Raw genomic sequence first — 22,729 nt, forward strand, 5'->3', positions numbered from 1 at the left:
GGGAGGCGCCGCCGCCGTATGCTGGGGTCAGTCCTGCCTGACCGACCAAAGGAACCGTCCCCATGCTCCCTGCCGCACGCCACCAGGTGATTGTGGACGCCGTCCAGCGGGAACGTGTGGTCCGTGTCTCGGATCTCGCGCAGCAACTGGGCGTTTCCCTGATGACGATCCGCCGCGATATTGAGCTGCTGGAAGAGTCCGGACAGGTGGAACGCATCCACGGCGGTGCCAAGCTTCCCGGCGCGGCCAGCACCCACGAGCCCGGCTTCGAATTGAAATCCACGCAGTTGACGGCGGAAAAACGGGCCATCGCCGTAGAAGCTGCGGGGATGGTGCAGGAAGGCATGGCCGTTGGCCTCAGTGCCGGCACCACCACATGGGCGCTGGCAGAACAGCTGGTCCACGGCCCCCGGATCACCGTGGTGACCAATTCCATCCGGATTGCCGATCTGTTCCACCGCGGTTCATCCGCCGGCGCGGCCCGGTTCTCCTCCACGGTGATCCTGACCGGCGGCGAGCGCACACCGTCGGACGCGCTGGTGGGTCCGATCGCGACCGCGGCGCTGAAGCAGCTGCACCTGGACCTGCTGTTCCTGGGCGTCCACGGCATGGACGAGGCCGCCGGATTTACCACCCCCAACATCCTGGAGGCGGAAACCAACAGGGCGTTCGTGGCCACTGCCCGCAAGGTGGTGGTGCTCGCGGACCACAGCAAGTGGGGCACCCTGGGCATGAGCAGCATCGCGGACCTGGAAGACGCAGACGAGGTCATCAGCGATGACGGCCTGAGCCCCGAGGCCCAGCGGATCCTGGGCGATCGGGCCGGGAAACTGCGGATCGCCCGGCTGGCGTCGTCGTCCGTTTCCGCGTAAGAAACGCGTTCCTGGGCCCGCAACACGATAGATTGCAGGCATGACTGACACGCCTTCCGCCGCCGACGCCGGCCGCACCATCCTGGTCATCAACGGACCCAACCTGAACCTGCTGGGCACCCGGGAACCGGAAAAGTACGGCACGTCCACGCTGGCCGACGTCGAGCAGCTCGCCATCCAGGCCGCCTCCGCGCACGGGCTCACGGTTGACTGTGTCCAGTCCAACCATGAGGGCGACCTCCTTGACGCCATCCACGCGGCGCGCGGCACGGCCATGGGCATCGTCATCAACGCTGGTGCCTACACGCACACGTCGGTGGCACTGCGTGACGCCCTGGCAGCCGTGGATCTTCCCGCCGTCGAGGTCCACATCACCAACGTGCACCAGCGCGAGGAATTCCGCCACCACTCCTACCTCTCCCCTGTGTGCACAGCGGTGATCGTGGGCGCCGGAGTCCAGGGTTACAAGCTGGCCATCGATTTCCTCGCCACACGGCGGTAGCCCCGCGGTAGCTCCGCGGCAGCAGCAAACAGCTAAGCCGCAGCGCCCAGCCGGGACGAGATCGCGGAGCCCAGCAGCAGCACGCGGAACGTCCGCTCGGTGGCTTCACGCAGCAGCGTGGCGCCCTCGGCCACGGCCCGGTCCAGGTCCATGGGGATGGGGATGATGCCCGCAATGGCGTCGATCCCGGCCGCGTGCACGTCCGCTGCGTCCTTGCCGATGGAGCCGGCGAAGGCCAGGACCGGAACACCGGCGGCCTGGGACCTTCGGGCCACTTCGGCGGGAACCTTGCCACGCGGGGTCTGGAAGTCGATGGCGCCTTCGGCCGTGACCACCAGGTCCGCCGCACCAATGGCGTTGTCCAGGTCAATTCCCGCAAGGCCCGAATCCAGCAGCAGCTCAAAGCGGGGAACCAGCCGGGCACCGATTGCTGCCAGCCCCGCACCGAGTCCGCCGGACGCACCGGTGCCCGTTCCGGTCCGCAGGGACTCCTCGGAAAGTCCTGTGGCCTCCGCCAGCAGCGCGGCCCACCGGTCAAGCCCGTTGGAGAGTACCTCCACCTGTTCCGGGGTGGCGCCCTTCTGCGGCCCAAACACGCGGGCCACGCCCTGGCTGCCGCACAGCACGTTGTAGGGGTTTACGGCCAGCTCAATGCTGCAACCGGACAGCCGCGGGTCCAGTCCGCTGAGGTCAATGCCGGCAGCGTCGGCCAGCGCGGCACCGCCCTCCGGCAGGTCCTGGCCGTCAGTACCCGTGATCCGGGCGCCCAGGGCACGCAGGGCGCCCGCACCGCCGTCGGACGTTCCGGAATCCCCGCAGCCCACCACAATCCTTTCCACCCCCTGGTCCAGTGCGGCGAGGATCAGCTCGCCCACGCCGCGGGTGGTGGTGAGCCCCGGGTTGCGGAGGTCCGCCGGCACCAGCCGGAGGCCTGCCGCTGCGGCCATTTCCACGACGGCGGTGGGCCGGCCAACGCGGCCCAGCACCGCGAAGTGTGAGTCCACGGGCTGTCCGACGGACCCTGTGACCCTGACGGGGATGATCCGGCCGCCGGTGGCGCCGGCCAGCGCCTTCGCCGTGCCTTCACCGCCGTCGGCCATGGGGACAGCGTGTATCCGGACGCCGGGGATCACGCGGCGGATGCCGGCGGAGATCGCGGCGGCCACTTCCGCGGCGTCCAGGCTCTCTTTGAAGCCGGAGGGGGCAACGAGGATCCGTTGGGGAATGGACATCACCATGGGGCACCTTCTTCGTAATCCCGCATCAGCGGGAGGGGAACAGCGGCAGGCCCAGGACGGGCCACACCACAAAACTGAACAACAGGACGACGGCGGCACTCAGGGGCGCCAGCCAGGCGGAAAGGCGGAGCAGGTCGGCAGGCTCGTAATTGGCCGTGCCATCCGTGGAGGCGAAGATCGCCACGGGTTTGGCGGAGCTGGTGAGCGTGTGGCAGAAGCCGGCCGCCGCAGTGGAGGCGAAGGCGGCCGCCATGGGATCCACGCCCATGGGTGCGGCGGACGCCACCACAATGGGGATGAGGACGGCGGACCGTGCCGAGCGGGACTGGATCACCAGGTGCGCGGCGGTGGAAATGAGCACCACGGCCACCATGAAGACGTAGGGTTTCGCGCCACCCAGGAATTCCACGGGTCCCAGCAGCGACTGCGCCAGCCAGTCCGCCGCGCCTGAGGTGACCAGGCTGGACCCCAGCGCCAGGGTGGCTGCCATGAACAGCAGCATGGACCAGGGCACCTTCTTCAGCGCAGCGCCCAGGCGGACCGAACCGTACGACGGCGAGGAAACCACCAGCGCGCCAATCAGCGCCACCACCGCGGGGTCCAGGCCGTGGATGGGCTCGGTGCACCACAGGGTGACCACGGCCCCCAGGAGCAACAGCGAGCGCTGCTCATCCAGGCCAAGCGGCCCCGTCACCGGCGTGGGGCTGCCCTGCTGCAGGGTGTCCAGGCATACCCGGAGCGGACGGGTCCTGTCTTCGGTGGAGGTGAACAACCGGACCACCAGTTCAGTGGCCAGGAAGGAGGCCACCAGCGCCAGCGGCAGCCCCAGCAGCAGCCACGAGGCGAAATCGAAGCCGGCATAGCCAGCTGATTCCAGGACCTGGCTGGTGATCAGGTGCGCCCCGGCGCCGAGGAAGGAGCTCACGGCGGAGAGCAGGATGACCGTGGGAAAGAGGACGGCCAGCATCTTCACCACTGCCGGCCTGTCCTTCAGGGCGTTGCGGAGGGACAGGAAAATCGGCAGGACCAGCGCGGCCCGGCCCGAGGTTGCCGGGATGGCGAACGCCGTCACCACCAGGCCCAGGCAGGCCAGGTGCGCCAGTTGCCGCGCGGACCTGGCTCCGGTGAGCACAAACGCCGCTCCCCGCGCCGCGAGTCCGGTGGAGGCCACGGCGCTGGCGATCACAAACGCCGCCATCAGCAGCCAGATGGTGTCCTCGCCCAGGGCGGCGAAGAGGCTCTCCGTGGGCAGCGTCCCGGTGATCACCAGTGCGACGGCGGCACCCAGGGCCACGTAGGTATCCTCCACTTTGGAGAACACCCACAGCCATACCGCGGCAATGAAAATGCACAGCGTCAGTGCCGCGCTGCTGCCCAGCCCCCAGTTGTTGGCGGCGTTGACGGCCAGCCCCGCCATCATGGCCAGGGCCACCAGGAGCGCGACGGCGGCTGCCGGGCTGAGGATCCCCAGGAACCTCAGCTGCGGGTCAGGTTCCGGAAGGACCTGCCGGGGCGGCGCGGCACGGTAGTAGGTCTCGCTCATTGCAACCGGTATCCCGCGCCGCGCACCGTTTCCAGGCGTTCGGCGCCGATCTTGGCCCGGAGCGCGCGGACGTAAACGTCCACCACGTTCGACGCCGGATCAAAGTCCATGTCCCAGGCGTGCGAGATCAGCTGTTCCCGGCTGAGCACCTGCCGGGGGTGCCGGAGGAAGACCTCCAGCAGGGAGAACTCGCGGGCGGTAAGGTCCGCGACGGTGTCGCCGCGGCGCACCCGCCGGCTCCGCAGGTCCAGGGTCAGGTCCCCGTGGCTGAGTGTCAGGACGGGGGCCGGATCGGCTTCGTCGTTGAGGCGCAGGCGGATCCGGGCCAGCAGCTCAGCGAACTGGAACGGTTTGGTCATGTAATCGTTGGCGCCGCTTTCCAGGCCGTAAACGGTATCTGCCACGGAGTCACTGGCGGTCAGCACAATCACCGGGGTCTTGGATCCTTCGCCCCGGAGCCGTTCGAGCACTTCGAAGCCGCTGAGGGTAGGGAGCCCGATGTCCAGGATGAGCATGTCGAACTCGCCGGAGCGGGCCAGCAGGAGGGCGCTTGCGCCATCGTCCACCACCACGCAGGAGTAGCCGCCGGCCCGGAGGCCTTTTTCGACGAAGTCCGCGATGCGCCTGTCATCTTCGGCAATAAGTATCCGGCTCATCCGGCCTGCTCCTTCGTTCGGTCAGCTGCTGTGGGGGTTGTGGTGTGGCTCCCGCGGGACTCCCCGCCGTCGGGAATTCCCTGATCAGGCGCCGGAACACTGATGCCGAACGTGGCGCCCTTGCCGGGGCTGCTCCTGACCCAGGCTGCACCGTGGTGTGCCTCGGCGATGCTGCGGACTATCGCCAGCCCCAGCCCCGCTCCGGGGCGCACCCGGTCCGACTCATGGGCGGCGCTGCCGCGGTGGAAGCGCCCGAAGATCCGGGCTGCCTCTTCCTCGTCCACTCCCCTGCCTTCGTCTGAGACCCAGACGGTGAATTCGCGTGCCGCGCCCTCGCCGTCGAACCGTGATCCGAGGCTCACCACGCTGCCCTCGGGCGAGTACTGGCACGCGTTGGTGGCCAGTTGCAGTACGGCCTGCGTGATCCGCTGGGCATCCACCGTGATGGTGCCCTCGGCGATCTCAAGGATGGGCCAGCCCCTCGCGCCGAGCACCTGCGCCTTGGCTTCAATGTCCAGGAGCATGCCGGCGGCGTCTGTGGGTTTGGGTTGGCTGAATCCGGGCCGTTCCACCTTGGCCAGCAGCAACAGGTCAGAAACGATCCTGCCCATCCGCGCCAGTTCGTCGTCCACCAGGGCCAGCGTGCGTTGACGGTCGACGGCGTTGTCCTCCATCAGTTCCAGGTGGCCCCTGATCACGGTGATGGGCGTGCGGAGTTCGTGGGAGGCGTCATCGACGAACGCCCGCTGGGTGCGGTAGGCCGTTTCCAGCCGGTCCAGCATGGTGTTGAAGGTGACGGCCAGGGCGGAGATATCGTCATTGCCGCGGACAGGAACCCGTGACGTGAGGTCCGATTCGGAGATGTCCTCTGCCACCTCCCGCACAGCGCGGACCGGTTGCAGGATCTGCCCGGCCACCAGCCAGGCCATGCCCGCGGTGACCAACAGGCCACCCAGCGAGACGAAGAAGATTGTCAGGACGGTGTCTGCCACCTGGGCCTCACGCGGCGCCATGTAGTCCCCCACAATCAGGTACCCGGTGTCGTCGCCGGACTGCACGGCCAGGCGCACCCAATGCATCTCGCCCGCGCTGGTGTCCACAATGCCGGACACGTCGCCGCTGGTGCGGATGTGCTCCATCAGCGCGTTGTCCAGCGGCAATTCGTGGCCAACCGCATGGGTGCCCAGGGCACCGGTGGGCGTGTACATCACCCGCGGGCCAACGCTGCCGAGGATGACTTCGCCCCTGGCAGCGGACTGGCGGCTGAGGTAGACCCCCAGCATTTTTTCGATGGACGTAAAAGCCTGCGCCGTGGTGGGGTCCACGCCTTCCTTGGCAAAGGCCCTGAACTCCTCAAGTTCCTGGCTGAGGTCCTGGTGCGCCTGGTTCGTGGCACCGTTCAGGAGCAGCGAACGCATGGTCAGCATCACTGCCAGCAGCGTCAACGCGGTGGTCAGCAGGATCCACGCGGCAATCCGCCAGCGGGCAGGAATCCTCGAACCAAGGCGCTCGTTGTTGCAATGGCTCCTGGGATTGCGGGACGGAGGGGCAGGGACCGGCGCCGTCACGGACTCACCGGCTGGTTCCCGGGTTTGCTCGGACTGCTCGCCGTCCGCCGGCATAGCCAATACAGGCAGCGGCGCTGTTTGGGTGTCCGGGGCCGCGTTCCGGGCTCCGGTGATTGATGGCTTCATCAGTCGTCTCCCCCATCGTCGTCGGCATCATCGTCGTCGATCACAACCGGCGGGGCCGGCGCGGGCTGCACTGGCGCAGGTGCCGGAGGTGCAGGTGCGGGCGGGGCCGGCGCTGGCGCGGGCGGCGCGGGAGCAGGTGGTGCCGGAGCCGGTGGTGCCGGTGCTGCGGGTTCGGGCTTTGGCGCGGGAACCGGTGCAGGATCGGGCGGTGGGGCGGACGCCGTCGTGGGTTCCATGGCGGGTGCCGGATTTCCGTCCGGCCCGGCGCCCATCTCCACCGGGCGGGAGTCAACCTGTGCGGGCCCGGCCGGAGCCGCCAGCAGGGAGCCGGCCAGCGCCAGCAGCACCGGAACCAGGAGCACCGCCGCCAGGAGGAGAATGCGTCGCATCATTTGCATGCATTCATCGTTGCAGGCCTACATGAGGCCATCATGAAACGGGGATGAAGAAAATTTCATCTGCCCCACGGGGCGGGCGCACTACTTCTGGATGCAGGGTCCCGGGGCTACGGCGGCGTTCAGGGACGGCGCCTGCGCGGCCAGCGGCGCCAGGTCAGCCATGGTGATAGCGAAGCCCATCTCGGTATCGGACGTGGCCTTGGCAAACACCACGCCAACTACAGAACCGTCCATGGCCAGCAGCGGGCCACCGGAGTTGCCGGGCTGCACGTTGCCGGCGAGCCTGTAAACCTCTTGGGGTGCGGCGTTGTTGCCGTAGATATCGGGGACCAGGACTGTGGCGATGTCCTGGACGCTGGCCGGCTGCGCCTGGAAGGGGCCACCGTGCGGGTAGCCGGAGAACGCTGCGGTGGATCCGGCAGGCAGGTCATCGCCCAGGAGCAGCGGATCCGCCGGCAAACCGCTCACAGAGAGCACAGCGAGGTCGTTCACGGTGTCGAAGTACACCACCGATCCCGGCAGCGCACCCGCCCCCGGAATCTCCACCACGGGCTGCGACACGCCCGCCACAACATGCGCGTTCGTGACTACTTTCCCGTCAGCCACCACAAAGCCGGTGCCTGTCTGGTTCTGCCCGCATTGGAAGGCTGTTCCTGTGATCTTGAGGACAGAACGTGCTGCTGCATTGAGTTCGGGGGTGTCGGTGCGGGCATCCGGAATCACCGCAGGCTGGCCCTGGCCGATGCCCATGAGGGTGGGAATACCGTCCCCGATCACGGCTGAACGGAGCTGCGCCATGGTGGCCTTGACGGGGGTGGGAGTGGCGCCGTCGATGAACCGGATCACCTTGGATTGCGCCAGCTCCTGGGACAGGAACGGCACACCCAGGGTACTGACGCTGAATGCCAGCATGGACATCACCAGCGCGGAAACCACCACGTTCACCACGCCGCCCACCAGGCGGTCGATCGCGCGGAGGGGCTGGATCCGCACGGCACCGCGGATTTTGCGCCCAATCATGGTGCCCAGGCCGTGGCCCATTACTACCAGTACGACGGCGGCTGCAACGATCGCGGTCAGGCGCCAGTTACTGTCCGGGACCAGCTGGCTGACCAGGGGGATGGCCAGGAACGCAGCCACGGCACCTGCCGCGAATCCGGCAATGCCACCGACTGTGACGAGGAATCCGTTGCGCAGGCCGTAAAACAGGTAGGAAATCAGGGCCAGGATTAACGCCAAGTCCAGAAGGGTCAGGCCAAACACTAAGGCTCCTCACAAAGGGGTCAAGCACCAATTCTAATGTTTGGGGCTGGGAGCCAGCGCCAAAAGCAGTGCCAAACCCGCCCCGTCCGGGCGTTTCGCGTGCCAAGTACGTCACAGACTGTTGAAAATTCTGAAACAATGGCAAAAGCGTCACAGCCGACTTATAAATTCAGGAGATTTCATGGACATCGAGGTACTGCGCCGAGCGCCCCTTTTCGCCACGCTCGACGACGAGGCTTTCCGTCTGCTGACAGATGAGCTGACTGAAGTGGACCTGTCGCGCGGTGCATCGGTATTCCGTGAAGGAGACCAGGGCGACCAGCTGTATTTCATCGTCTCCGGCAAGGTAAAGCTGGGCCGCACGTCCCCCGATGGCCGCGAGTCCCTGCTGGCCATCCTCGGCCCGGGTGAACTCTTCGGCGAGATGGCACTGTTCGATCCCAGCCCCCGCACCGCCACCGCCACGGCCGTTTCGGAGACCCGCCTCGCGGGCCTGCGCAATGACAGCCTCAACACCCTGCTGCGCACCCGTCCCGAGGTGTCCGCGCAGCTGCTGCAGGCACTGGCCCGCCGGCTCCGCCGCACCAACGACTCCCTGTCCGACCTCGTCTTCTCCGACGTCCCCGGTCGTGTGGCCAAGGCGCTGCTGGACCTCGCGGACCGCTTCGGCCGGCCCGCCACGGACGGCGTCCTCGTGGCGCACGAGCTCACGCAGGAAGAACTGGCCCAGCTGGTTGGCGCATCCCGCGAGACCGTGAACAAGGCCTTGGCAGAGTTCGTCCAGCGCGGCTGGCTCCGCCTCGAAGCCCGCGCCGTGGTCATCCTGGACATGCAGCGCCTCCGCCAGCGCTCCCGCTAGACCACCCTCCCGGCGGTCGAGCCCGTCGAGACCCCGGTGGTCGAGCCTGTCGAGACCCCGGTGGTCGAGCCTGTCGAGACCCCGGTGTTCGAGCCTGTCGAGACCCAAGTAAGGCCGGCACCGTTGAACGGTGCCGGCCTTACTCATACCCGGTGGTCGAGCTTGTCGAGACCTGCAGTGGTAGTGGAGTCTGTCGAGACTCCGGGTTATCCACATAGACGACCCGATACCTTCCTTCATTCGGGAACGTCTACGCAGAATTGGCAGATGCCATTTGCCTACATGCTCAGCTGCTCTGACGGCTCCTACTACGTAGGCAGCACGAAAAATTTGGAGATGCGTTTAGCGCAGCATCAAACGGGCGAAGGCGCAGCCTATACGCGTCGTCGCAGGCCAGTGAAACTAGTTTGGTTCGAAGAGTTTTCGCGCGTTGATCAGGCCTTTGCGCGGGAGAAACAGGTGCAAGGATGGGGTCGCGCCAAACGGGACGCCCTCATCAGCGGTCGTTACAACGATCTGCCGGCGCTATCGGTAAGCCGCAGTTCACAATCGAGGCGGCAGGTCTCGACAAGCTCGACCACCGGGGCTGCCGGGTCTCGACAAGCTCGACCACCGCGGTTGCAGGGTCCCAGGTCTCGACAAGCTCGACCACCGGGTCCCTAGCGTTCGCGCTGTGGCTCTCCGGCGACGGTTTTGGCAGCTTCGACCTCGAGCATCAACTGGCCGTTTTCCTCCACCAGGCGTGGCTGGTAGACGTGGGCTTTGCGCTTGTAGCTGAGGTACGCGATGCAGCCGTTCGCGTTCGCCATCTTTTCCAGCATGATTTCGGAGCCGGGGACCAGGAGCTCCCCGAGTTTCCGGCCCACGGTGTTGGGCTGGCCCACCTCGTCACCCAGGGCGGTGGTGTCCCGGGTGGCCATAACAGCGGCCGGACTGACCCACCGCGCCCAGACTCCCTTCTCGTCCAGAAGCGTAGGCTGCTGGTTCATGGGGACCGTGGCGGCAAAGTAGCGGGTGTTGAAGCGGCGGTGCGCGAAGTCCGGGCTGAGCCAGTTGACCAGGGGCTTCAGGAGATCAGTCCGCACGGAAAGGCCGCGCTTGGCCAGGAGTTCCGTGAAGGATTTCTCCTGTTCGGCCACGGCGGTCCGGACCCGCATCCATTCCGGCGTGAAGGTTGATTCCACGGTGGTGGAAAGGTCGGTGCCCGCCAAAAGGACGCCTGTTTCCTCAAAGAGTTCGCGGATGGCTCCCACCACGTGGCGGCGCGCCAGCCCGACGTCGTCTGTTCCCATCAGCTCGGCCCACTGCTGGGGTGAGGGGCCCAGCCAGCCGATTGCGTCGTCGTCCGTTGGTTCCAGGGAACCGCCCGGGAACGCCACAACGCCCAGCGGCGAGGAACCTGGCCGGTAGGTCAGCCAGGTTTCCAGGCCGTTGGGCGAATCGCGGAGCAGCACCACCGAGGAGGCAAAGCGCGCCGCGCGGGCGGTACGTTCGCCGTGCTCCAGCCAGCTTTGCGCCGAGCCAACAAGCTCGTCGGGTAGAACAAACAATCGTCTGGCTAGCTGAGGCAAGGGAAAACGGTCCTAGCTGAATTCGGCAATCAGTTCGACTTCCACCGGGGAGTCGAGGGGCAAAACGGCAACGCCAACGGCGGAGCGGGCGTGCTGGCCGGCGTCGCCCAGGACCTGGCCCAGGAGTTCGGAGGCGCCGTTGATCACGCCGGGCTGGCCGGTGAAGGAGGGATCGGAGGCAACGAAGCCAACGACTTTGACCACCCGGGTAATCCGGTCGAGGTCACCGATGACGCTCTTGACTGCTGCCAGGGCGTTTACGGCGCAAACAGCGGCGTAGCGCTTGGCGTCCTCGGGAGAGATGGTGGCCTCATCAGAGGTACCTTCGGTTCCGGCGGAGACTTTGCCGGTTCCTTGGAGTTTGCCGTTAATAAAAGGCAGCTGTCCGGAGGTGTAAACGTGGTTTCCGGAGATGATCGCGGGAACGTAGGCGGCTACCGGGGCTGCAACCTCAGGCAGCTCCAGTCCCAGCTCCGCAAGGCGCTGTTCGACGGCGGAAACGGGGGCCGCAGCCGCGCCGGCAGTGGTTTCGGAAGGGGTAGTCATTGCTACTGCTTCTCCCTCTTAAGGTAGGCAACAAGGCCATTGCCGTCAGGTCCTGCGACCACCTGGACGAGCTCCCAGCCGTCCTCGCCCCATTGGTCAAGGATCTGCTTGGTGGCGTGAATAATGAGCGGAATTGTCGCGTACTCCCATTTGGTCATGAGCTAAAGCCTAGCCCTTGCCGGTAAAGTGGAAAACATGGTGACTCGCAAGAACCCACTTTTCGACACTGCTACTACCCTGGGAAAGTTACTCGGCTTCCTGGGCGTAAGTGCCATTTGTGGTGTCCTCGTGGCGGGCCTTCTGGTTCCCGCCGCTGCTGTGAGCGGCACGGCCGCCAGCAGTTCCATCGAATTCTTTGACGCCCTCCCGGCGGAGCTGCAGGTGCAGCCACCCAGCCAGTCCACCAAGGTTCTGGCGGCGGACGGCAGCGTTATTGCCACGTTGTTTGAGGAAAACCGGACCCGGGTTGGCCTGGACCAGATTTCGCCCTTTATGACCGAAGCCGTCATCGCGGTGGAGGACAGCCGCTTCTACGAGCACGGCGGCGTTGATACCACGGGTATCCTCCGTGCTGTAGTAGCTACCGCCCAAGGCAACCGGCAGGGCGCGTCCACCATCACGCAGCAGTACGTCAACAACGTCCTCAACTCCAAGCTTGCCGCTGAAGGCAAGGACGAGGACATCATCCTCAACGGCGTTAACAAGGGTGTGGGAGACAAGCTCCGTGAGATGAAGCTTGCCATCGCGTTGGAGAAGGAGTTCACCAAGGACCAGATCCTTGAGGGCTACCTGAATATCGTCTTCTTCAACACCAACGCGTATGGCATCGAGGCTGCGTCCAGGCTGTTCTTCAGCACCTCGGCCAAGGACCTGACGCTTCCCCAGGCGGCATTGCTTGCCGGCCTGGTTAACAGCCCATCCGCGTTCGACCCCATTGCACACCCGGAGGCCTCCAAGCAGCGCCGTGACCTGGTGCTGGGCCTTATGCTCAACCAGAAGAAGATCACCCAGGAAGAGCACGACGCCGCCGTGGCGACTCCGGTGGAAACCAACGTCACTCCCACCCGTCAGGGTTGTTCCTACGCGTCCATGGCGCCGTACTTCTGCGACTACGTCCTCCACCTGCTGCTGAACAATCCGGCCTACGGTGCCACCCCCGAGGACCGTCAGAATGCCGTTTTCCGTGGCGGCCTCACCATTACCACCACGCTGGATCCGGTGGCACAGAACACTGCCCAGGTCCAGGCCGACTCCGCTGCCGGGGCAAACCCGGATATGTGGGGCGCCTCCATGGTTTCCGTGCAGCCCAACACCGGCAAGATCGTCACCATGGCCCAGAACACCACTCCGTTGCCGGCGGACGGCAAGTTCCACCAGACGCAGAACTTCAACGTGGACCAGCAGGACAAGGACGGCAACGACCTCAACGGCCTGGGTGGCTTCCAGCCCGGCTCAACCATGAAGCCCTTCACGTTCGCCCAGTGGCTGAACGAGGGCAAATCGATGAACACCACGGTCAATGCTGCGGTACGCAAGTATCCGCAAAACTTCCGGTGGCGCAACACCTGCCCCACTCCGGTGGATGGTTTCTACGATGCCAACGTCCCGGGGAGCTTTGACCTCCAGAACGCCGAGCCGCAGTTCTACCGGAACATGGACGTCCTCTTCGGTTTCAAGAACTCCATCAACACCGCCACCTTCGCGTCCGCCGCCCAAGTGGACCTCTGCGGCATCCAGAAGATCGTGGATGCGGTAGGCATCCACGGTGGCAACCCGAAGGGGGGCGATCCCAATCCGAAGGTCCCAATGACCACGCTGGGTAACCTCATCGGTTCAACGCAGACTGCCCCGCTCACCATGGCTGCTGCCTTCGCTGCGTTCGCCAATGACGGCCGCTACTGCGAGCCCATCGCCATCACCTCCGTCACGGATCCCACCGGCGCACAACTGCCGGCCCAGTCCAGCAACTGCGTGGACGCAGTCAAGCCTGAGGTTGCCCGGGGTGTGGCCTATGGCATGCAGGAAGTCATGAATTCGGGTTCGGGCTCCCTGATCCAGCCCCGTCTGTCCACGCGGACCAGCTTCCCGATCGCGGCCAAGACGGGCACCAATGACTCCAACGGTTCCACCTGGGTCGTCGGCTACACCACGGGTCTGGCGACCGCCGCCTGGTTCGGTGATCCGCTGGGGAACCAGAGCCGGCCAGGCCGGAACCTGACGATCAACGGAAACTTCTACGAGTCCGTTGATGGTTACATGATCGCCGGCCCCATGTTCACCAGCTTTATGCGCGACATTGCGCCGGGCTACGGAACCAATCCGTTCACCCCGCCGCCCAGCAACATGGTTTCCGGCGCCCCCACGCGGACGCCCACCCCCGCCACGCAGGCTCCCGCGCCGGCAACGCAGGCCCCCGCACCGGCACCAGCGCCCGCCCCGGCGGAGCCCGAGAAGGGTAACGGCAATGGCAACGGAAACGACGGGGACGACTAAACCACATGGCTGATGCATCCGCGTTCGCGGCCCGGGCCCGGTCCCTGGGCCGCGGAGTCGCCGGCACCGCTGGGGTGGGTGCCGCCGTCGGGCTTGCCGCCTTTGGTTATGGTCTCTGGGAGAAGAACCAGTTTGTGCTCCGCGAGGAGTCCCTGGCCATTCTCCCTGAAGGACAGCAGCCGTTCCGGATCCTGCATCTGAGCGACATCCATTTTGTCCCCGGGCAGCAGGCCAAGGCGGAGTGGCTGAAGTCCCTGGCGGAGCTTGAACCGGATCTGGTGGTTAACACCGGCGACAACCTGAGCCACCCTGGTGCCATCGATCCCCTGCTGGGTGCGTTGGCGCCGCTGCTGAAGTTTCCGGGCGTTTTTGTCCCGGGCTCCAACGACTACTTCGCTCCGTCGCTGAAGAACCCGGCCGCGTACCTGCTGGGCCCGTCCAAGGCACGGCAGGATCCAAAAAAGCTGGACTGGCCCCGTTTGCGCTCGGCGTTCGGCAATGCCGGCTGGGTGGACCTGACCAACCGCCACCAGTCGATCCCCCTGAACGGCATGCGCTTCGACTTCTCCGGAGTGGATGATCCCCACCTCAAGCGCGAGCAATATGCCGGGTGGCCGCGCGGGACCAAGGGCCAGGACAGCAAGCCCCACCTGCGCGTCGCCGTCATCCATGCGCCGTACCAGCGGGTGCTGGACCACTTCACCGAGGACGGCGCGGACCTCCTGCTGGCCGGCCACACGCATGGCGGCCAGCTGTGCATCCCGGGCTACGGCGCACTGGTCACCAACTGCGACCTCCCCACCTGGCGGGCCAGGGGCCTCCACGACTGGGACAGCAACGGATCCACGACGCCGGTGAACGTCTCCGGCGGGATCGGCACCTCACGTTTCGCGCCCATCCGCATCGCCTGCAGGCCGGAAGCGGTACTGCTCACCCTCACTTCCCCCAACTGACTCGCACTTGACGCACTCAAAACGCCTTTTGACGACGTTAAGTGCGGGTCAGTTGGGAAGGGCAGCGCTTGACTCGACGCCCCACCTAAAGTCGCAACCCACCATGTGGGAAAGCCCTGAATCGTATCACCGCATGACATAGGGTAGTTGCTAGGGGAAACTACTTCGATAGAGGCTTGAGAAGCGGCATGGCGAAGACTCAAAGTTCATTTTTCACATCAATCAGCCGTCTATATCCGCACGTACGGCCCATCATGCCCCAGCTGCTGATGGGCCTGATCTGTGCGCTGCTGGCCAGCCTGGTGGCGCTGACGATTCCTCAAGTGCTCCGGGTGCTGATCAACGAGACCCTCCATGCGGGCGGAGCCACCACGGCCGTCTGGATCTCCGCCGGCGTCGTACTGGTCCTGGGTGTGGCGGAGGCTGGGCTGGTGTCGTTGCGCCGCTACTTCGTGATCAAGCCGGCAACCACCGTGGAAACCCGTATGCGGGTATCGCTGTATGACCACCTGCAGGACCTGACTGTCTCCTTCCACGATCGATGGGGGTCCGGGCAGCTGCTCTCGCGGGCCATGAGCGACCTCAACTTCCTGCGGCGCTGGATGGCCTTCGGCGCGATCATGCTGGTGGTCACCAGCCTCATGGTGATTATTGGTATCGCCGTCATGTTCGCGATGAGCTGGCAGCTCGCGCTGATCTTCCTGGCCGCAGCCGTCCCCATCATGATCAACGCCTTCCGATTCCGCACCCGCTTCAGCAAGGTCGCCAGGCTGAGCCAGGACCAGGCGGGGGACCTCGCCACCACCGTTGAGGAGTCCGTCCACGGCATCCGCGTCCTGAAGGCGTTCGGCCGCGGACGCGAAGCACTGGAGAACTTCAACGAGCAGGCCGAGGAACTCCGGCAGACGGAGATCCTCAAGGCCAAACACCTCGCCACGTTCACCATGGTGGTCACGCTGCTGCCTGAACTGGCCCTCGGTGCAGGACTGGTGACGGGTGTCCTGCTGGTTGCGGACGGCAGCCTGAGCATCGGCGCGCTGGTTGCCTTCTTCGCCACAGCGGCGGTTATTGCCACGCCTGTGGAGTTTTGCGGCATGCTGCTGGCCATGGCACTGACCGCCAAGACCGCCGTCGACCGTCACTTTGAGGTGATGGATTCCGTCAACACCATCACCAGCCCGGAAAATCCGGTCCGCCCGGCAGAGGTACGCGGTGCGTTGTCCTTCAACAACGCCACCTTCGCGTTCGAGGACGCGCCGGACAAGCCCATCCTCAAGGACATCAACCTCGAGGTGAAGCCCGGCGAGACCATGGCGCTGGTGGGCATCACGGGCAGCGGCAAGAGTGCGCTGCTGCAGCTTGTCCCCCGCCTCTACGAGGTCACCGAGGGGTCCGTCACGATCGACGGCGTGGACCTGCGGGAGTACGACGTCGGACACTTGCGCAAGGTGGTGGCCGTCGCCTTCGAAGACACCACCCTTTTCTCCAGTTCCGTCCGGGACAACGTGCTGTTAGGTGCCCCGGAACCCACCGATGAGGCGCTGGACGAAGCCCTGGATGTGGCGCAGGCGCAGTTTGCGTACGCGCTGCCGGACGGCGTCGAAACGCTCATCGGCGAGGAAGGCCTGAGCCTGTCCGGCGGGCAGCGGCAGCGAATTGCCCTGGCCCGCGCCATTGCGGCGAAGCCCCGGGTGCTGGTGCTGGATGATCCGCTCTCCGCCCTGGACGTCAACACCGAGGAACTGGTGGAAGCGCGGCTGCGGGAAGTCCTGGCGGACACCACCACGCTGATCGTGGCGCACCGCCCCTCCACCGTGGCACTCGCGGACCGGGTGGCCCTCCTGGAGGACGGCCGGATCACTGCCGTCGGAACGCACTCGGAGCTGCTGGCGGGGAACCCGCACTACCGGTACGTGATCGCCAGCCTGGAAACAGAGCCGCGGGACCTGGATTCAGAACTATCGGACCTCGACGACGAGGCAGAGGACGCCATCCGATGAGCACCACGACTTTTGGCACAGCCAATGAGGACAATGCCCACCTCAGCAAGAGCGACAGCAAAGCAGTACGACGCCGGTCGCTCGCCTTGCTGGGTTCGCTGATCCACCCGCTGCGGGTCAGGTTCTGGCTGACGATCGCCATGGTGGTGGTCTCCCAGGCCGCCCGGGTGGCGGGGCCGGCCCTGATCGCGTTCGGCATTGACCGTGCCCTGCCTGCCCTGCAGTCCGGGGACAACCTGCCCCTGGTGATGGCCGGCGTCGCCTATCTTTGCGCTGCCGTGATCGCCGCCGTACTCACGTCCATGTACGTGACGTCCACGGCCAAGCTGAGCCAGGCAATGCTCCTGGACCTGCGCGTCCGGGTTTTCCGGCACACGCAGCGGCTGAGCCTGGAATTCCATGAAAACTACACCTCAGGCCGGATCATCGCGCGGCAGACCTCGGACCTTGAGGCACTGCGCGAACTGCTGGATTCGGGCGTGAGCTCGCTGGCATCCGGCATGCTCTTTATGGTGTTCACGGCAGCCACGATCTTCGCCCTGGACTGGCGCAGCGGTTTGCTGATCCTCGCCGCCGGGGTTCCAATGTTTTTCCTGACCCGCTGGTACCAGAAGCATTCGCAGATCGCTTTCCGTGAATCCCGGGTGGTTTCGGCACGGCTGATCGTCCACTTCGTGGAGACCATGACCGGCATCCGCGCGGTGAAGGCCTTCCGCAAGGAACGCGAAAACGCCGCCACGTATGGCCAGCTGGCTGAGGACTACCGGCTGGTGACCGTCCGCTCCATCAACCTCAACGGCATCTTCCAGCCGGGCCTGGTGCTGATCGGCAACGTCTGCGTCGCCGTCGTCCTGCTGGTGGGTGGCTTCCGGGTCCTTGACGGGGGTCTGGAGGTGGGCGTGCTGCTGGCCCTGATCCTGTCCACCAAGCGCTTCTTCCAGCCCGTGGACCAGATGGCCATGTTCTACAACTCGTTCCAGAGCGCGCAGGCGGCACTGGAGAAGGTGTCCGGGCTCCTCGAGGAGGTTCCCACCGTCCGGCCGCCCAAGAACCCTGTGGCGCTGAAGGAGGCCAAGGGCGAGATCCACTTCAGCGACGTCGAATTCCGCTACGGCAACGGCCCGCTGGTGGTCCCCCGCCTGAACCTGCATATCCCTGCAGGCCAGACCGTTGCCCTTGTGGGCCAGACCGGCGCGGGGAAGTCCACGCTGGCCAAGCTCATCGCCCGGTTCTACGACGTCTCCGCCGGCTCCATCACCCTGGACGGCGTGGACCTGCGGAAACTGGCCACGCAGGATCTCCGGCACAACATCGTGATGGTCACGCAGGAGGCCTTCCTGTTCAGCGGCTCGGTGGCGGACAACATTGCCCTGGGCCGCCCGGATGCGTCCCGCGCGGAGATTGAGGAAGCCGCCCGTGCCGTGGGCGCCCACGACTTCATCACCGAGCTCCCCGAAGGCTACGACACCGACGTCAACAAACGCGGCGGCCGTGTGTCCTCCGGGCAGCGGCAGCTGATCAGCTTCGCCCGCGCCTACCTGGCCAAACCTGCCGTACTGATCCTGGATGAAGCCACGTCCTCGCTGGACATTCCCTCCGAGCGTCTGGTCCAGACCGGGCTGTCCCGGCTGCTGGCAGGCGTCTCCGGAAGTGCCGGGCGCACCGCCCTGATCATTGCGCACCGGCTCTCCACTGTGGAAACCGCGGACCGTGTCCTGGTGGTGCACGACGGCCGCGTGGTGGAGGACGGCACCCCTGCGGAACTGATCGGCGACGGCGGCCGGTTCGCCAAGCTGCATGGCGCCTGGAAGGACTCCCTCGTCTAAGTCCCGGCACCGTTCTGCGGGAGGGTGGCACTTTTCGCGGGAGGTTTCGGGTGGCTGTCGCGCCGATTTCGCTTCCGGACCAGGCATCCGCTATTCTTGTAAAGTTGCTTTTGCAGCGGATCGGGATGTGGCGCAGCTTGGTAGCGCGCGTCGTTCGGGACGACGAGGTCGCAGGTTCAAATCCTGTCATCCCGACCAAAAACAAAAAGAGGGCCTCCACGCGGAGGCCCTCTTTTTGTGGTTCAGCGGGTGCTTACATCGGGTCAGGCCAGTTGCCAACAGCCTGCGGGTTGCTCATGGGGTCAGGCCAGTTGCCTACCGCGGTGGAGACGTTGGTGGAATCCGTAGCGGAACCTGCAGATAGGATCGCTGGACCAGCAGCGGAGAACGCCAACGCCCCGGCCAGAACGGCCGCGGCTGCAATCTTCTTCAACATGTGAGTTCCTCAATACGAGTCGGATTCGTTACAGAGGCGAGCACCGCCCTTGTTGACATACATTGTAAAATGTTTTCCACAGAGACTGTCAAGCATTGGCGGTAATTCTGTGATTAAAGAGGAGGACATCCCGTGGGGAACGGATTCGGGGAGAAGCTCCGCGCTGAGCGACTTGATCGTGGATTAACGCAGGCCGAGCTCGGAAAAGGCCTCTACTCCCCCAGCTACATATCCCTTCTGGAGAGCGGCCGGCGTGAGCCCACGGCGGACGTTATCGAAGAACTTGCCCGCCGGCTGGAGCTCGCCCCCAAGGCCCTCGAGGCCTGGAGTCAGCCCATCTCGGTGAGCGATGCAGAATACGTGCTGGCCGGGCTGTACGCGCGCCAGGCCTGGGACCTGCGGGACTACCCGCTCGCCGCCAGCCACGCCGCCACCGCCGCGCAGATCGCCCTGGAAGGCAAGAACACCAGCGCCTGGTGGAACATGACGTACATGCAGGCCGAGTGCCTGATCAAGCAGGGTGAATGGCAGGAATGCCAGAACATCATGGAGCACCTGCTGGACCACCCCATGGCCAAGGAATCCGCAGGGCTCGGCGTCCGCGCCCGGCAGATGCTTGCGGCAGTCCATCAGGGGCAGGGGCAGCTCAGTGCCGCCGTCGAACATGCCATGGAAGCCGTCCGCCTCTGCGAACAGCTGCCGCAGGGCTCCACGCTGATCATCGGCGCCTACCGTGCGGCCATCGGCGCCCTCGCGGAAAGCGGCCGGCTGGAAGAGGCCTGGAACTACTGCCAGGCCATGACGGCGCAGGTGGATGAAAACTCCATGTCCCAGCTGGCCGGCGAAGTTGCCTGGGTGGTGGGCAACGTGGCGTTCATGCGGCATGACTACCCGGAGGGCATCAAGTACCACGAGCGCGCTGCGAAGATGCTCTCCCCCGCAAACGACATCGAGCTCTGGGCCCGTTTCAACAAGGCCTCCGCTGCGGTACGCCTGTCCTCCGGCATCGTTGAGCCGGAAACCCTGTCTGCGATTGAACGTGCCGAGCTGGCGCTGTCGATCGTGGGCGGGAACAAGACGGACCAGTTGGAAGTCGCGTTCATCAGGGCCCGCTGGCTCTACCTGACCGGGGACATCGACGGCGCCGTAGCGAAGCTGCGTTCCATCCACGCGGAGCGCGAATCCCTGGCCCGCCATACGTCCGGCGAAGTCTCCCTGCTTCTTGGCAAGGCACTGAAAGCCGCCGGAGAGGCTGAGGAAGCACTCGACTACCTGGACGAAGCCCAGAAGGACTTCAGTGCAGCCGGCGCCAATGACCGCGTCCAACAGGCGCTGGACGCGGTCCTGGAAATCAGGCTGGCACAGCAGCGGGCCGCGGCATCATCCAACGCCGGCTGACACAGCCGGGAGAGACACAGCCGGGAGAAACACAGCCCGCTGGCACAGCACCGAGGGATGGCAGCTCGTGCGGGGCTGGCCCTGCGTACGGGCCTCGGCTACCGGGCCCGTCCGCCTAGGCGAACGTGAGCCCGGTGAGTTTCTCGTACGCCTCGACGTAGCGGCTGCGGGTGCGCGCCACAACGTCCTCGGGCAGTGCCGGCGGGGGTGTGTCCGAGGACTTGTCCCAGCCGGACTCCGGGGACGTCAGCCAGTCGCGGACGTACTGCTTGTCATAGGACGGCTGGGCCTGCCCGGGCCTGTACGTGGCCGCATCCCAGAAGCGGGATGAATCGGGGGTCAGCACTTCATCGCCCAGCGTGATGCTTCCGGACACGGCGTCATACCCGAACTCCACCTTGGTGTCCGCCAGGATGATGCCGCGGCGGCGGGCGATCTCTTCGGCGCGCGTGTAGATGTGCAGGGTGAGCTCGCGCAGGCGCGCGGCGATGTCATCCCCCACCATGGAAACCACGGCGTCATAGGTGATGTTCTCGTCGTGTTCGCCCACTTCGGCCTTGGCCGACGGCGAGAAGATGGCGGCGTCCAGCCGTGAACCATCCACCAGGCCTTCCGGCAGCGGGATGCTGCAGACAGTGCCGGACTCGCGGTATTCGGCCAGCCCGGTGCCCGTGAGGTAGCCGCGGGCGATGCATTCCACCGGGAACATGTCCAGTTTCTTGCAGATCATGGCACGGCCGGCAACAGCCTCCGGAACGCCGTCCTCCACGGTGGAGGCCAGGACGTGGTGCTCAACATCCAACTGGTCAAACCACCACAGGCTCAGCTGGGTGAGGATGCGGCCCTTATCCGGGATCTCGCTGGAGAGCACGTGGTCAAAGGCGCTGATGCGGTCGCTGGCCACCACCAGAACGCAGTCCTGGCCGTGGGCTTCCCGGACCGACTGGTCAGCCGGCTCGTAAAGATCGCGCACCTTGCCGGAGTACACATGGGTCCAGCCGGGCAGGTCCAGGGCATTGGTTTCCAGGCCGCCGGGGGAATTCGCTGTCACGTTAGTCCTTTGTTGTGGCTACAGGTGTTTTGGTGACGGGCAGGGCGCCGGTGCGCGCGCCCGTCACTTTGATCTCGCCGCGGGCAGCCTTGCGCCCGATGTCCGTCCGGAACTGTGCGCCGTCCAGCTTGACCAGTTCGACGCCGTCGTACGCCTTTTCCCGGGCCTCCACCAGGTCACGGCCCAGCGCAACCACGGCGAGCACGCGGCCGCCGGCGGAGACAACTTTGCCGTCTTCATCCAGGGCGGTGCCCGCGTGGATGACGTGGACGCCTTCCAGCTGCGCCACCTTTTTCAGGCCGCGGATCCGGTCTCCCGTGCGGGGCTTGTCAGGGTAGTTCTCCGAGGCAACCACGACGGCGACAGCGGTCTCGCGGGACCAGCGCAGTTCCTCGGCCTTGTCCAGTTCGCCCTTGGCAGCTGCCAGCAGCAGCGCACCCAGCGGAGTCTTGAGCCGGGCCAGGACGGCCTGGGTTTCGGGATCCCCGAAGCGGACGTTGAACTCGATGACCCGGGTGCCGCGGGAGGTCAGGGCCAGGCCGACGAAGAGCACACCAACGAAGGGCGTGCCTCGGCGGGCCATCTCGTTGACGGTGGGCTGGGCGACGCGGTCCAGTACTTCCTGAACCAGGCCTTCCGGGGCCCATTCCAGCGGCGTGTAGGCGCCCATGCCGCCGGTGTTCGGGCCTTCATCGTTGTCAAAGATGCGCTTGAAGTCCTGCGCCGGAGAGAGGGCCACCGTGTTCTGGCCATCGCACAGGACAAAAATGGAGACCTCGGGGCCGTCCAGGAATTCCTCGATCACCACGGATCCGCCGGCGTCGAAGCAGGTCTGGGCGTGGGCCAGGGCCTCGGCGCGGTCCTTGGTGACCACCACTCCCTTGCCGGCTGCCAGGCCGTCATCCTTGACCACGTACGGTGCGCCGAAGGTATCAAGCGCGGACTCGGCTTCCGCCGCATTGGTGGCAACGAGGGCCATGGCTGTAGGAACGCCGGCTTCGGCCATGACTTCCTTGGCGAAGGCTTTGGATGCCTCAAGCTGCGCTGCCGCCTTGCTGGGCCCGAACACAGGAATGCCTGCTTCGCGGACGGCGTCAGATACACCGGCTGCCAGCGGAGCTTCGGGGCCAACCACTACAAGGTCCACCGCAAGCTTGGTGGCAAGGGCGGCTACGGCATCAGGATCATTGCCGTCAATGGCGTGGGTGGGAACCAGCTGGCTGATGCCCGCATTGCCCGGAGCTGCGTGGACCTGGGTGACGTTGGGGTCTGCCAGCAGGGAACGGACAATGGCGTGTTCGCGGCCTCCAGGGCCAATGACGAGTACCTTCACAGTCTCCAAGCGTACTTTGTGCCCCGCCGCGATCCTAAGCTGGGTGCGGCTATGTGCGTATCGCGCGCATGTTCGTCCGTAATATCCACATACGGCC

At 65.7% G+C, this 22,729-nt stretch carries 21 protein-coding genes and 1 tRNA gene; 10 read left to right on the forward strand and 12 right to left on the reverse strand.

The genetic code is table 11. From position 1 onward, the window contains the following. The first annotated feature begins 62 nt into the window (after positions 1 to 62). Entirely contained in the window at positions 63 to 872 is an 810-nt protein-coding gene (locus ACPJW8_RS15310; protein ID WP_330187147.1) for a DeoR/GlpR family DNA-binding transcription regulator, read from the forward strand. 40 nt (positions 873 to 912) lie between these two features. After that, complete coding sequence (gene aroQ / locus ACPJW8_RS15315; protein ID WP_330187146.1) at positions 913 to 1,374, forward strand: type II 3-dehydroquinate dehydratase; 462 nt, start codon at positions 913 to 915, stop codon at positions 1,372 to 1,374. A gap of 32 nt (positions 1,375 to 1,406) precedes the next feature. Here aroQ and ACPJW8_RS15320 read toward each other — a convergent pair whose 3' ends face one another. The 6 genes from ACPJW8_RS15320 to ACPJW8_RS15345 all read right to left on the reverse strand — a co-directional run bounded on the left by ACPJW8_RS15320 (position 1,407) and on the right by ACPJW8_RS15345 (position 8,166). Beyond that, positions 1,407 to 2,612, reverse strand: coding sequence for a glycerate kinase (locus ACPJW8_RS15320; RefSeq protein WP_425256362.1), 1,206 nt, complete (start codon positions 2,610 to 2,612; stop codon positions 1,407 to 1,409). Between the two features lie 25 nt (positions 2,613 to 2,637). Beyond that, the gene (locus ACPJW8_RS15325; protein WP_330187144.1) at positions 2,638 to 4,155 is read right to left on the reverse strand and encodes an SLC13 family permease; all 1,518 of its coding nucleotides are present in this window, start codon (positions 4,153 to 4,155) and stop codon (positions 2,638 to 2,640) included. Continuing rightward, positions 4,152 to 4,811, reverse strand: coding sequence for a response regulator transcription factor (locus ACPJW8_RS15330; RefSeq protein ID WP_330187143.1), 660 nt, complete (start codon positions 4,809 to 4,811; stop codon positions 4,152 to 4,154). The genes ACPJW8_RS15325 and ACPJW8_RS15330 overlap by 4 nt, the downstream gene beginning before the upstream one ends. Continuing rightward, entirely contained in the window at positions 4,808 to 6,505 is a 1,698-nt protein-coding gene (locus ACPJW8_RS15335; protein ID WP_330187142.1) for a HAMP domain-containing sensor histidine kinase, read from the reverse strand. The genes ACPJW8_RS15330 and ACPJW8_RS15335 overlap by 4 nt, the downstream gene beginning before the upstream one ends. Continuing rightward, positions 6,505 to 6,903, reverse strand: coding sequence for a hypothetical protein (locus ACPJW8_RS15340; RefSeq protein WP_330187141.1), 399 nt, complete (start codon positions 6,901 to 6,903; stop codon positions 6,505 to 6,507). The genes ACPJW8_RS15335 and ACPJW8_RS15340 overlap by 1 nt, the downstream gene beginning before the upstream one ends. Before the next feature lie 81 nt (positions 6,904 to 6,984). After that, positions 6,985 to 8,166, reverse strand: a complete 1,182-nt coding sequence (locus tag ACPJW8_RS15345) for a MarP family serine protease (protein WP_330187140.1) — start codon at positions 8,164 to 8,166, stop codon at positions 6,985 to 6,987. A 181-nt stretch (positions 8,167 to 8,347) separates the two neighbouring features. On the opposite strand from ACPJW8_RS15345, the gene ACPJW8_RS15350 reads away from it, so the two are divergent. Continuing rightward, positions 8,348 to 9,025: a Crp/Fnr family transcriptional regulator gene (locus tag ACPJW8_RS15350; protein ID WP_330187139.1), complete on the forward strand. Its 678-nt coding sequence runs from the start codon at positions 8,348 to 8,350 to the stop codon at positions 9,023 to 9,025. A gap of 282 nt (positions 9,026 to 9,307) precedes the next feature. Next, on the forward strand, positions 9,308 to 9,688 hold the full coding sequence (locus ACPJW8_RS15355; RefSeq protein WP_330194160.1) for a GIY-YIG nuclease family protein: 381 nt from the start codon (positions 9,308 to 9,310) through the stop codon (positions 9,686 to 9,688). On the opposite strand, the gene ACPJW8_RS15360 is transcribed toward ACPJW8_RS15355, so the two are convergent. From ACPJW8_RS15360 to ACPJW8_RS15370, 3 genes are read right to left on the reverse strand one after another with little or no spacing between them, the layout of a single operon-like run. After that, complete coding sequence (locus ACPJW8_RS15360; protein WP_330187137.1) at positions 9,685 to 10,596, reverse strand: NUDIX hydrolase; 912 nt, start codon at positions 10,594 to 10,596, stop codon at positions 9,685 to 9,687. The genes ACPJW8_RS15355 and ACPJW8_RS15360 overlap by 4 nt on opposite strands. 12 nt (positions 10,597 to 10,608) lie before the next feature. Further along, positions 10,609 to 11,142 (reverse strand): RidA family protein, encoded by a 534-nt coding sequence (locus ACPJW8_RS15365; RefSeq protein ID WP_330187136.1) that lies wholly within the window; start codon positions 11,140 to 11,142, stop codon positions 10,609 to 10,611. A gap of 2 nt (positions 11,143 to 11,144) precedes the next feature. Next, a complete protein-coding gene (locus ACPJW8_RS15370; RefSeq protein ID WP_330187135.1) occupies positions 11,145 to 11,300 on the reverse strand; it encodes a hypothetical protein in 156 nt (51 codons plus the stop codon). Between the two features lie 37 nt (positions 11,301 to 11,337). Between ACPJW8_RS15370 and ACPJW8_RS15375 the strand changes: the two genes are divergently transcribed. The 5 genes from ACPJW8_RS15375 (at position 11,338) to ACPJW8_RS15395 (ending at position 18,612) form a co-directional block, all read left to right on the forward strand. Beyond that, positions 11,338 to 13,635 carry a transglycosylase domain-containing protein gene (locus tag ACPJW8_RS15375; protein WP_330187134.1) on the forward strand — a complete coding sequence of 766 codons (2,298 nt, stop codon included), beginning with the start codon at positions 11,338 to 11,340 and terminating at the stop codon, positions 13,633 to 13,635. Between the two features lie 5 nt (positions 13,636 to 13,640). Next, complete coding sequence (locus tag ACPJW8_RS15380; protein ID WP_330187133.1) at positions 13,641 to 14,588, forward strand: metallophosphoesterase; 948 nt, start codon at positions 13,641 to 13,643, stop codon at positions 14,586 to 14,588. A gap of 188 nt (positions 14,589 to 14,776) precedes the next feature. Then, positions 14,777 to 16,588 (forward strand): ABC transporter ATP-binding protein, encoded by a 1,812-nt coding sequence (locus ACPJW8_RS15385; protein WP_330187132.1) that lies wholly within the window; start codon positions 14,777 to 14,779, stop codon positions 16,586 to 16,588. Then, complete coding sequence (locus tag ACPJW8_RS15390) at positions 16,585 to 18,414, forward strand: ABC transporter ATP-binding protein (RefSeq protein WP_330187131.1); 1,830 nt, start codon at positions 16,585 to 16,587, stop codon at positions 18,412 to 18,414. The genes ACPJW8_RS15385 and ACPJW8_RS15390 overlap by 4 nt, the downstream gene beginning before the upstream one ends. 121 nt (positions 18,415 to 18,535) lie before the next feature. Continuing rightward, positions 18,536 to 18,612: transfer RNA gene (locus ACPJW8_RS15395), tRNA-Pro, on the forward strand. 55 nt (positions 18,613 to 18,667) lie between these two features. Here the strand turns inward: ACPJW8_RS15395 and ACPJW8_RS15400 are convergent. Continuing rightward, positions 18,668 to 18,850 carry a hypothetical protein gene (locus ACPJW8_RS15400; protein WP_330187130.1) on the reverse strand — a complete coding sequence of 61 codons (183 nt, stop codon included), beginning with the start codon at positions 18,848 to 18,850 and terminating at the stop codon, positions 18,668 to 18,670. Between the two features lie 132 nt (positions 18,851 to 18,982). Here ACPJW8_RS15400 and ACPJW8_RS15405 point away from each other — a divergent pair, with 132 nt between their 5' ends. Next, positions 18,983 to 20,248: a helix-turn-helix transcriptional regulator gene (locus ACPJW8_RS15405; RefSeq protein WP_330187129.1), complete on the forward strand. Its 1,266-nt coding sequence runs from the start codon at positions 18,983 to 18,985 to the stop codon at positions 20,246 to 20,248. A 115-nt stretch (positions 20,249 to 20,363) separates the two neighbouring features. Here the strand turns inward: ACPJW8_RS15405 and ACPJW8_RS15410 are convergent, their stop codons facing one another. Further along, positions 20,364 to 21,299 (reverse strand): phosphoribosylaminoimidazolesuccinocarboxamide synthase, encoded by a 936-nt coding sequence (locus ACPJW8_RS15410; RefSeq protein WP_330187128.1) that lies wholly within the window; start codon positions 21,297 to 21,299, stop codon positions 20,364 to 20,366. Position 21,300: 1 nt separating this feature from the next. Then, complete coding sequence (purD, locus tag ACPJW8_RS15415; RefSeq protein WP_330187472.1) at positions 21,301 to 22,632, reverse strand: phosphoribosylamine--glycine ligase; 1,332 nt, start codon at positions 22,630 to 22,632, stop codon at positions 21,301 to 21,303. Positions 22,633 to 22,729 lie beyond the last annotated feature (97 nt).

Source organism: Pseudarthrobacter sp. J47 (assembly GCF_049810315.1).
In the GTDB taxonomy this organism is placed as follows: domain Bacteria; phylum Actinomycetota; class Actinomycetes; order Actinomycetales; family Micrococcaceae; genus Arthrobacter.

Bases quoted from the DNA above. Each gene is read 5' to 3' on its own strand.
- ACPJW8_RS15310 (WP_330187147.1), top strand. From the start codon at position 63: ATGCTCCCTGCCGCACGCCACCAGGTGATTGTGGACGCCGTCCAGCGG.
- aroQ (WP_330187146.1), top strand. From the start codon at position 913: ATGACTGACACGCCTTCCGCCGCCGACGCCGGCCGCACCATCCTGGTC.
- ACPJW8_RS15320 (WP_425256362.1), bottom strand. From the start codon at position 2,612: ATGGTGATGTCCATTCCCCAACGGATCCTCGTTGCCCCCTCCGGCTTC.
- ACPJW8_RS15325 (WP_330187144.1), bottom strand. From the start codon at position 4,155: ATGAGCGAGACCTACTACCGTGCCGCGCCGCCCCGGCAGGTCCTTCCG.
- ACPJW8_RS15330 (WP_330187143.1), bottom strand. From the start codon at position 4,811: ATGAGCCGGATACTTATTGCCGAAGATGACAGGCGCATCGCGGACTTC.
- ACPJW8_RS15335 (WP_330187142.1), bottom strand. From the start codon at position 6,505: ATGAAGCCATCAATCACCGGAGCCCGGAACGCGGCCCCGGACACCCAA.
- ACPJW8_RS15340 (WP_330187141.1), bottom strand. From the start codon at position 6,903: ATGCAAATGATGCGACGCATTCTCCTCCTGGCGGCGGTGCTCCTGGTT.
- ACPJW8_RS15350 (WP_330187139.1), top strand. From the start codon at position 8,348: ATGGACATCGAGGTACTGCGCCGAGCGCCCCTTTTCGCCACGCTCGAC.
- ACPJW8_RS15355 (WP_330194160.1), top strand. From the start codon at position 9,308: ATGCTCAGCTGCTCTGACGGCTCCTACTACGTAGGCAGCACGAAAAAT.
- ACPJW8_RS15365 (WP_330187136.1), bottom strand. From the start codon at position 11,142: ATGACTACCCCTTCCGAAACCACTGCCGGCGCGGCTGCGGCCCCCGTT.
- ACPJW8_RS15370 (WP_330187135.1), bottom strand. From the start codon at position 11,300: ATGACCAAATGGGAGTACGCGACAATTCCGCTCATTATTCACGCCACC.
- ACPJW8_RS15375 (WP_330187134.1), top strand. From the start codon at position 11,338: ATGGTGACTCGCAAGAACCCACTTTTCGACACTGCTACTACCCTGGGA.
- ACPJW8_RS15380 (WP_330187133.1), top strand. From the start codon at position 13,641: ATGGCTGATGCATCCGCGTTCGCGGCCCGGGCCCGGTCCCTGGGCCGC.
- ACPJW8_RS15385 (WP_330187132.1), top strand. From the start codon at position 14,777: ATGGCGAAGACTCAAAGTTCATTTTTCACATCAATCAGCCGTCTATAT.
- ACPJW8_RS15390 (WP_330187131.1), top strand. From the start codon at position 16,585: ATGAGCACCACGACTTTTGGCACAGCCAATGAGGACAATGCCCACCTC.
- ACPJW8_RS15400 (WP_330187130.1), bottom strand. From the start codon at position 18,850: ATGTTGAAGAAGATTGCAGCCGCGGCCGTTCTGGCCGGGGCGTTGGCG.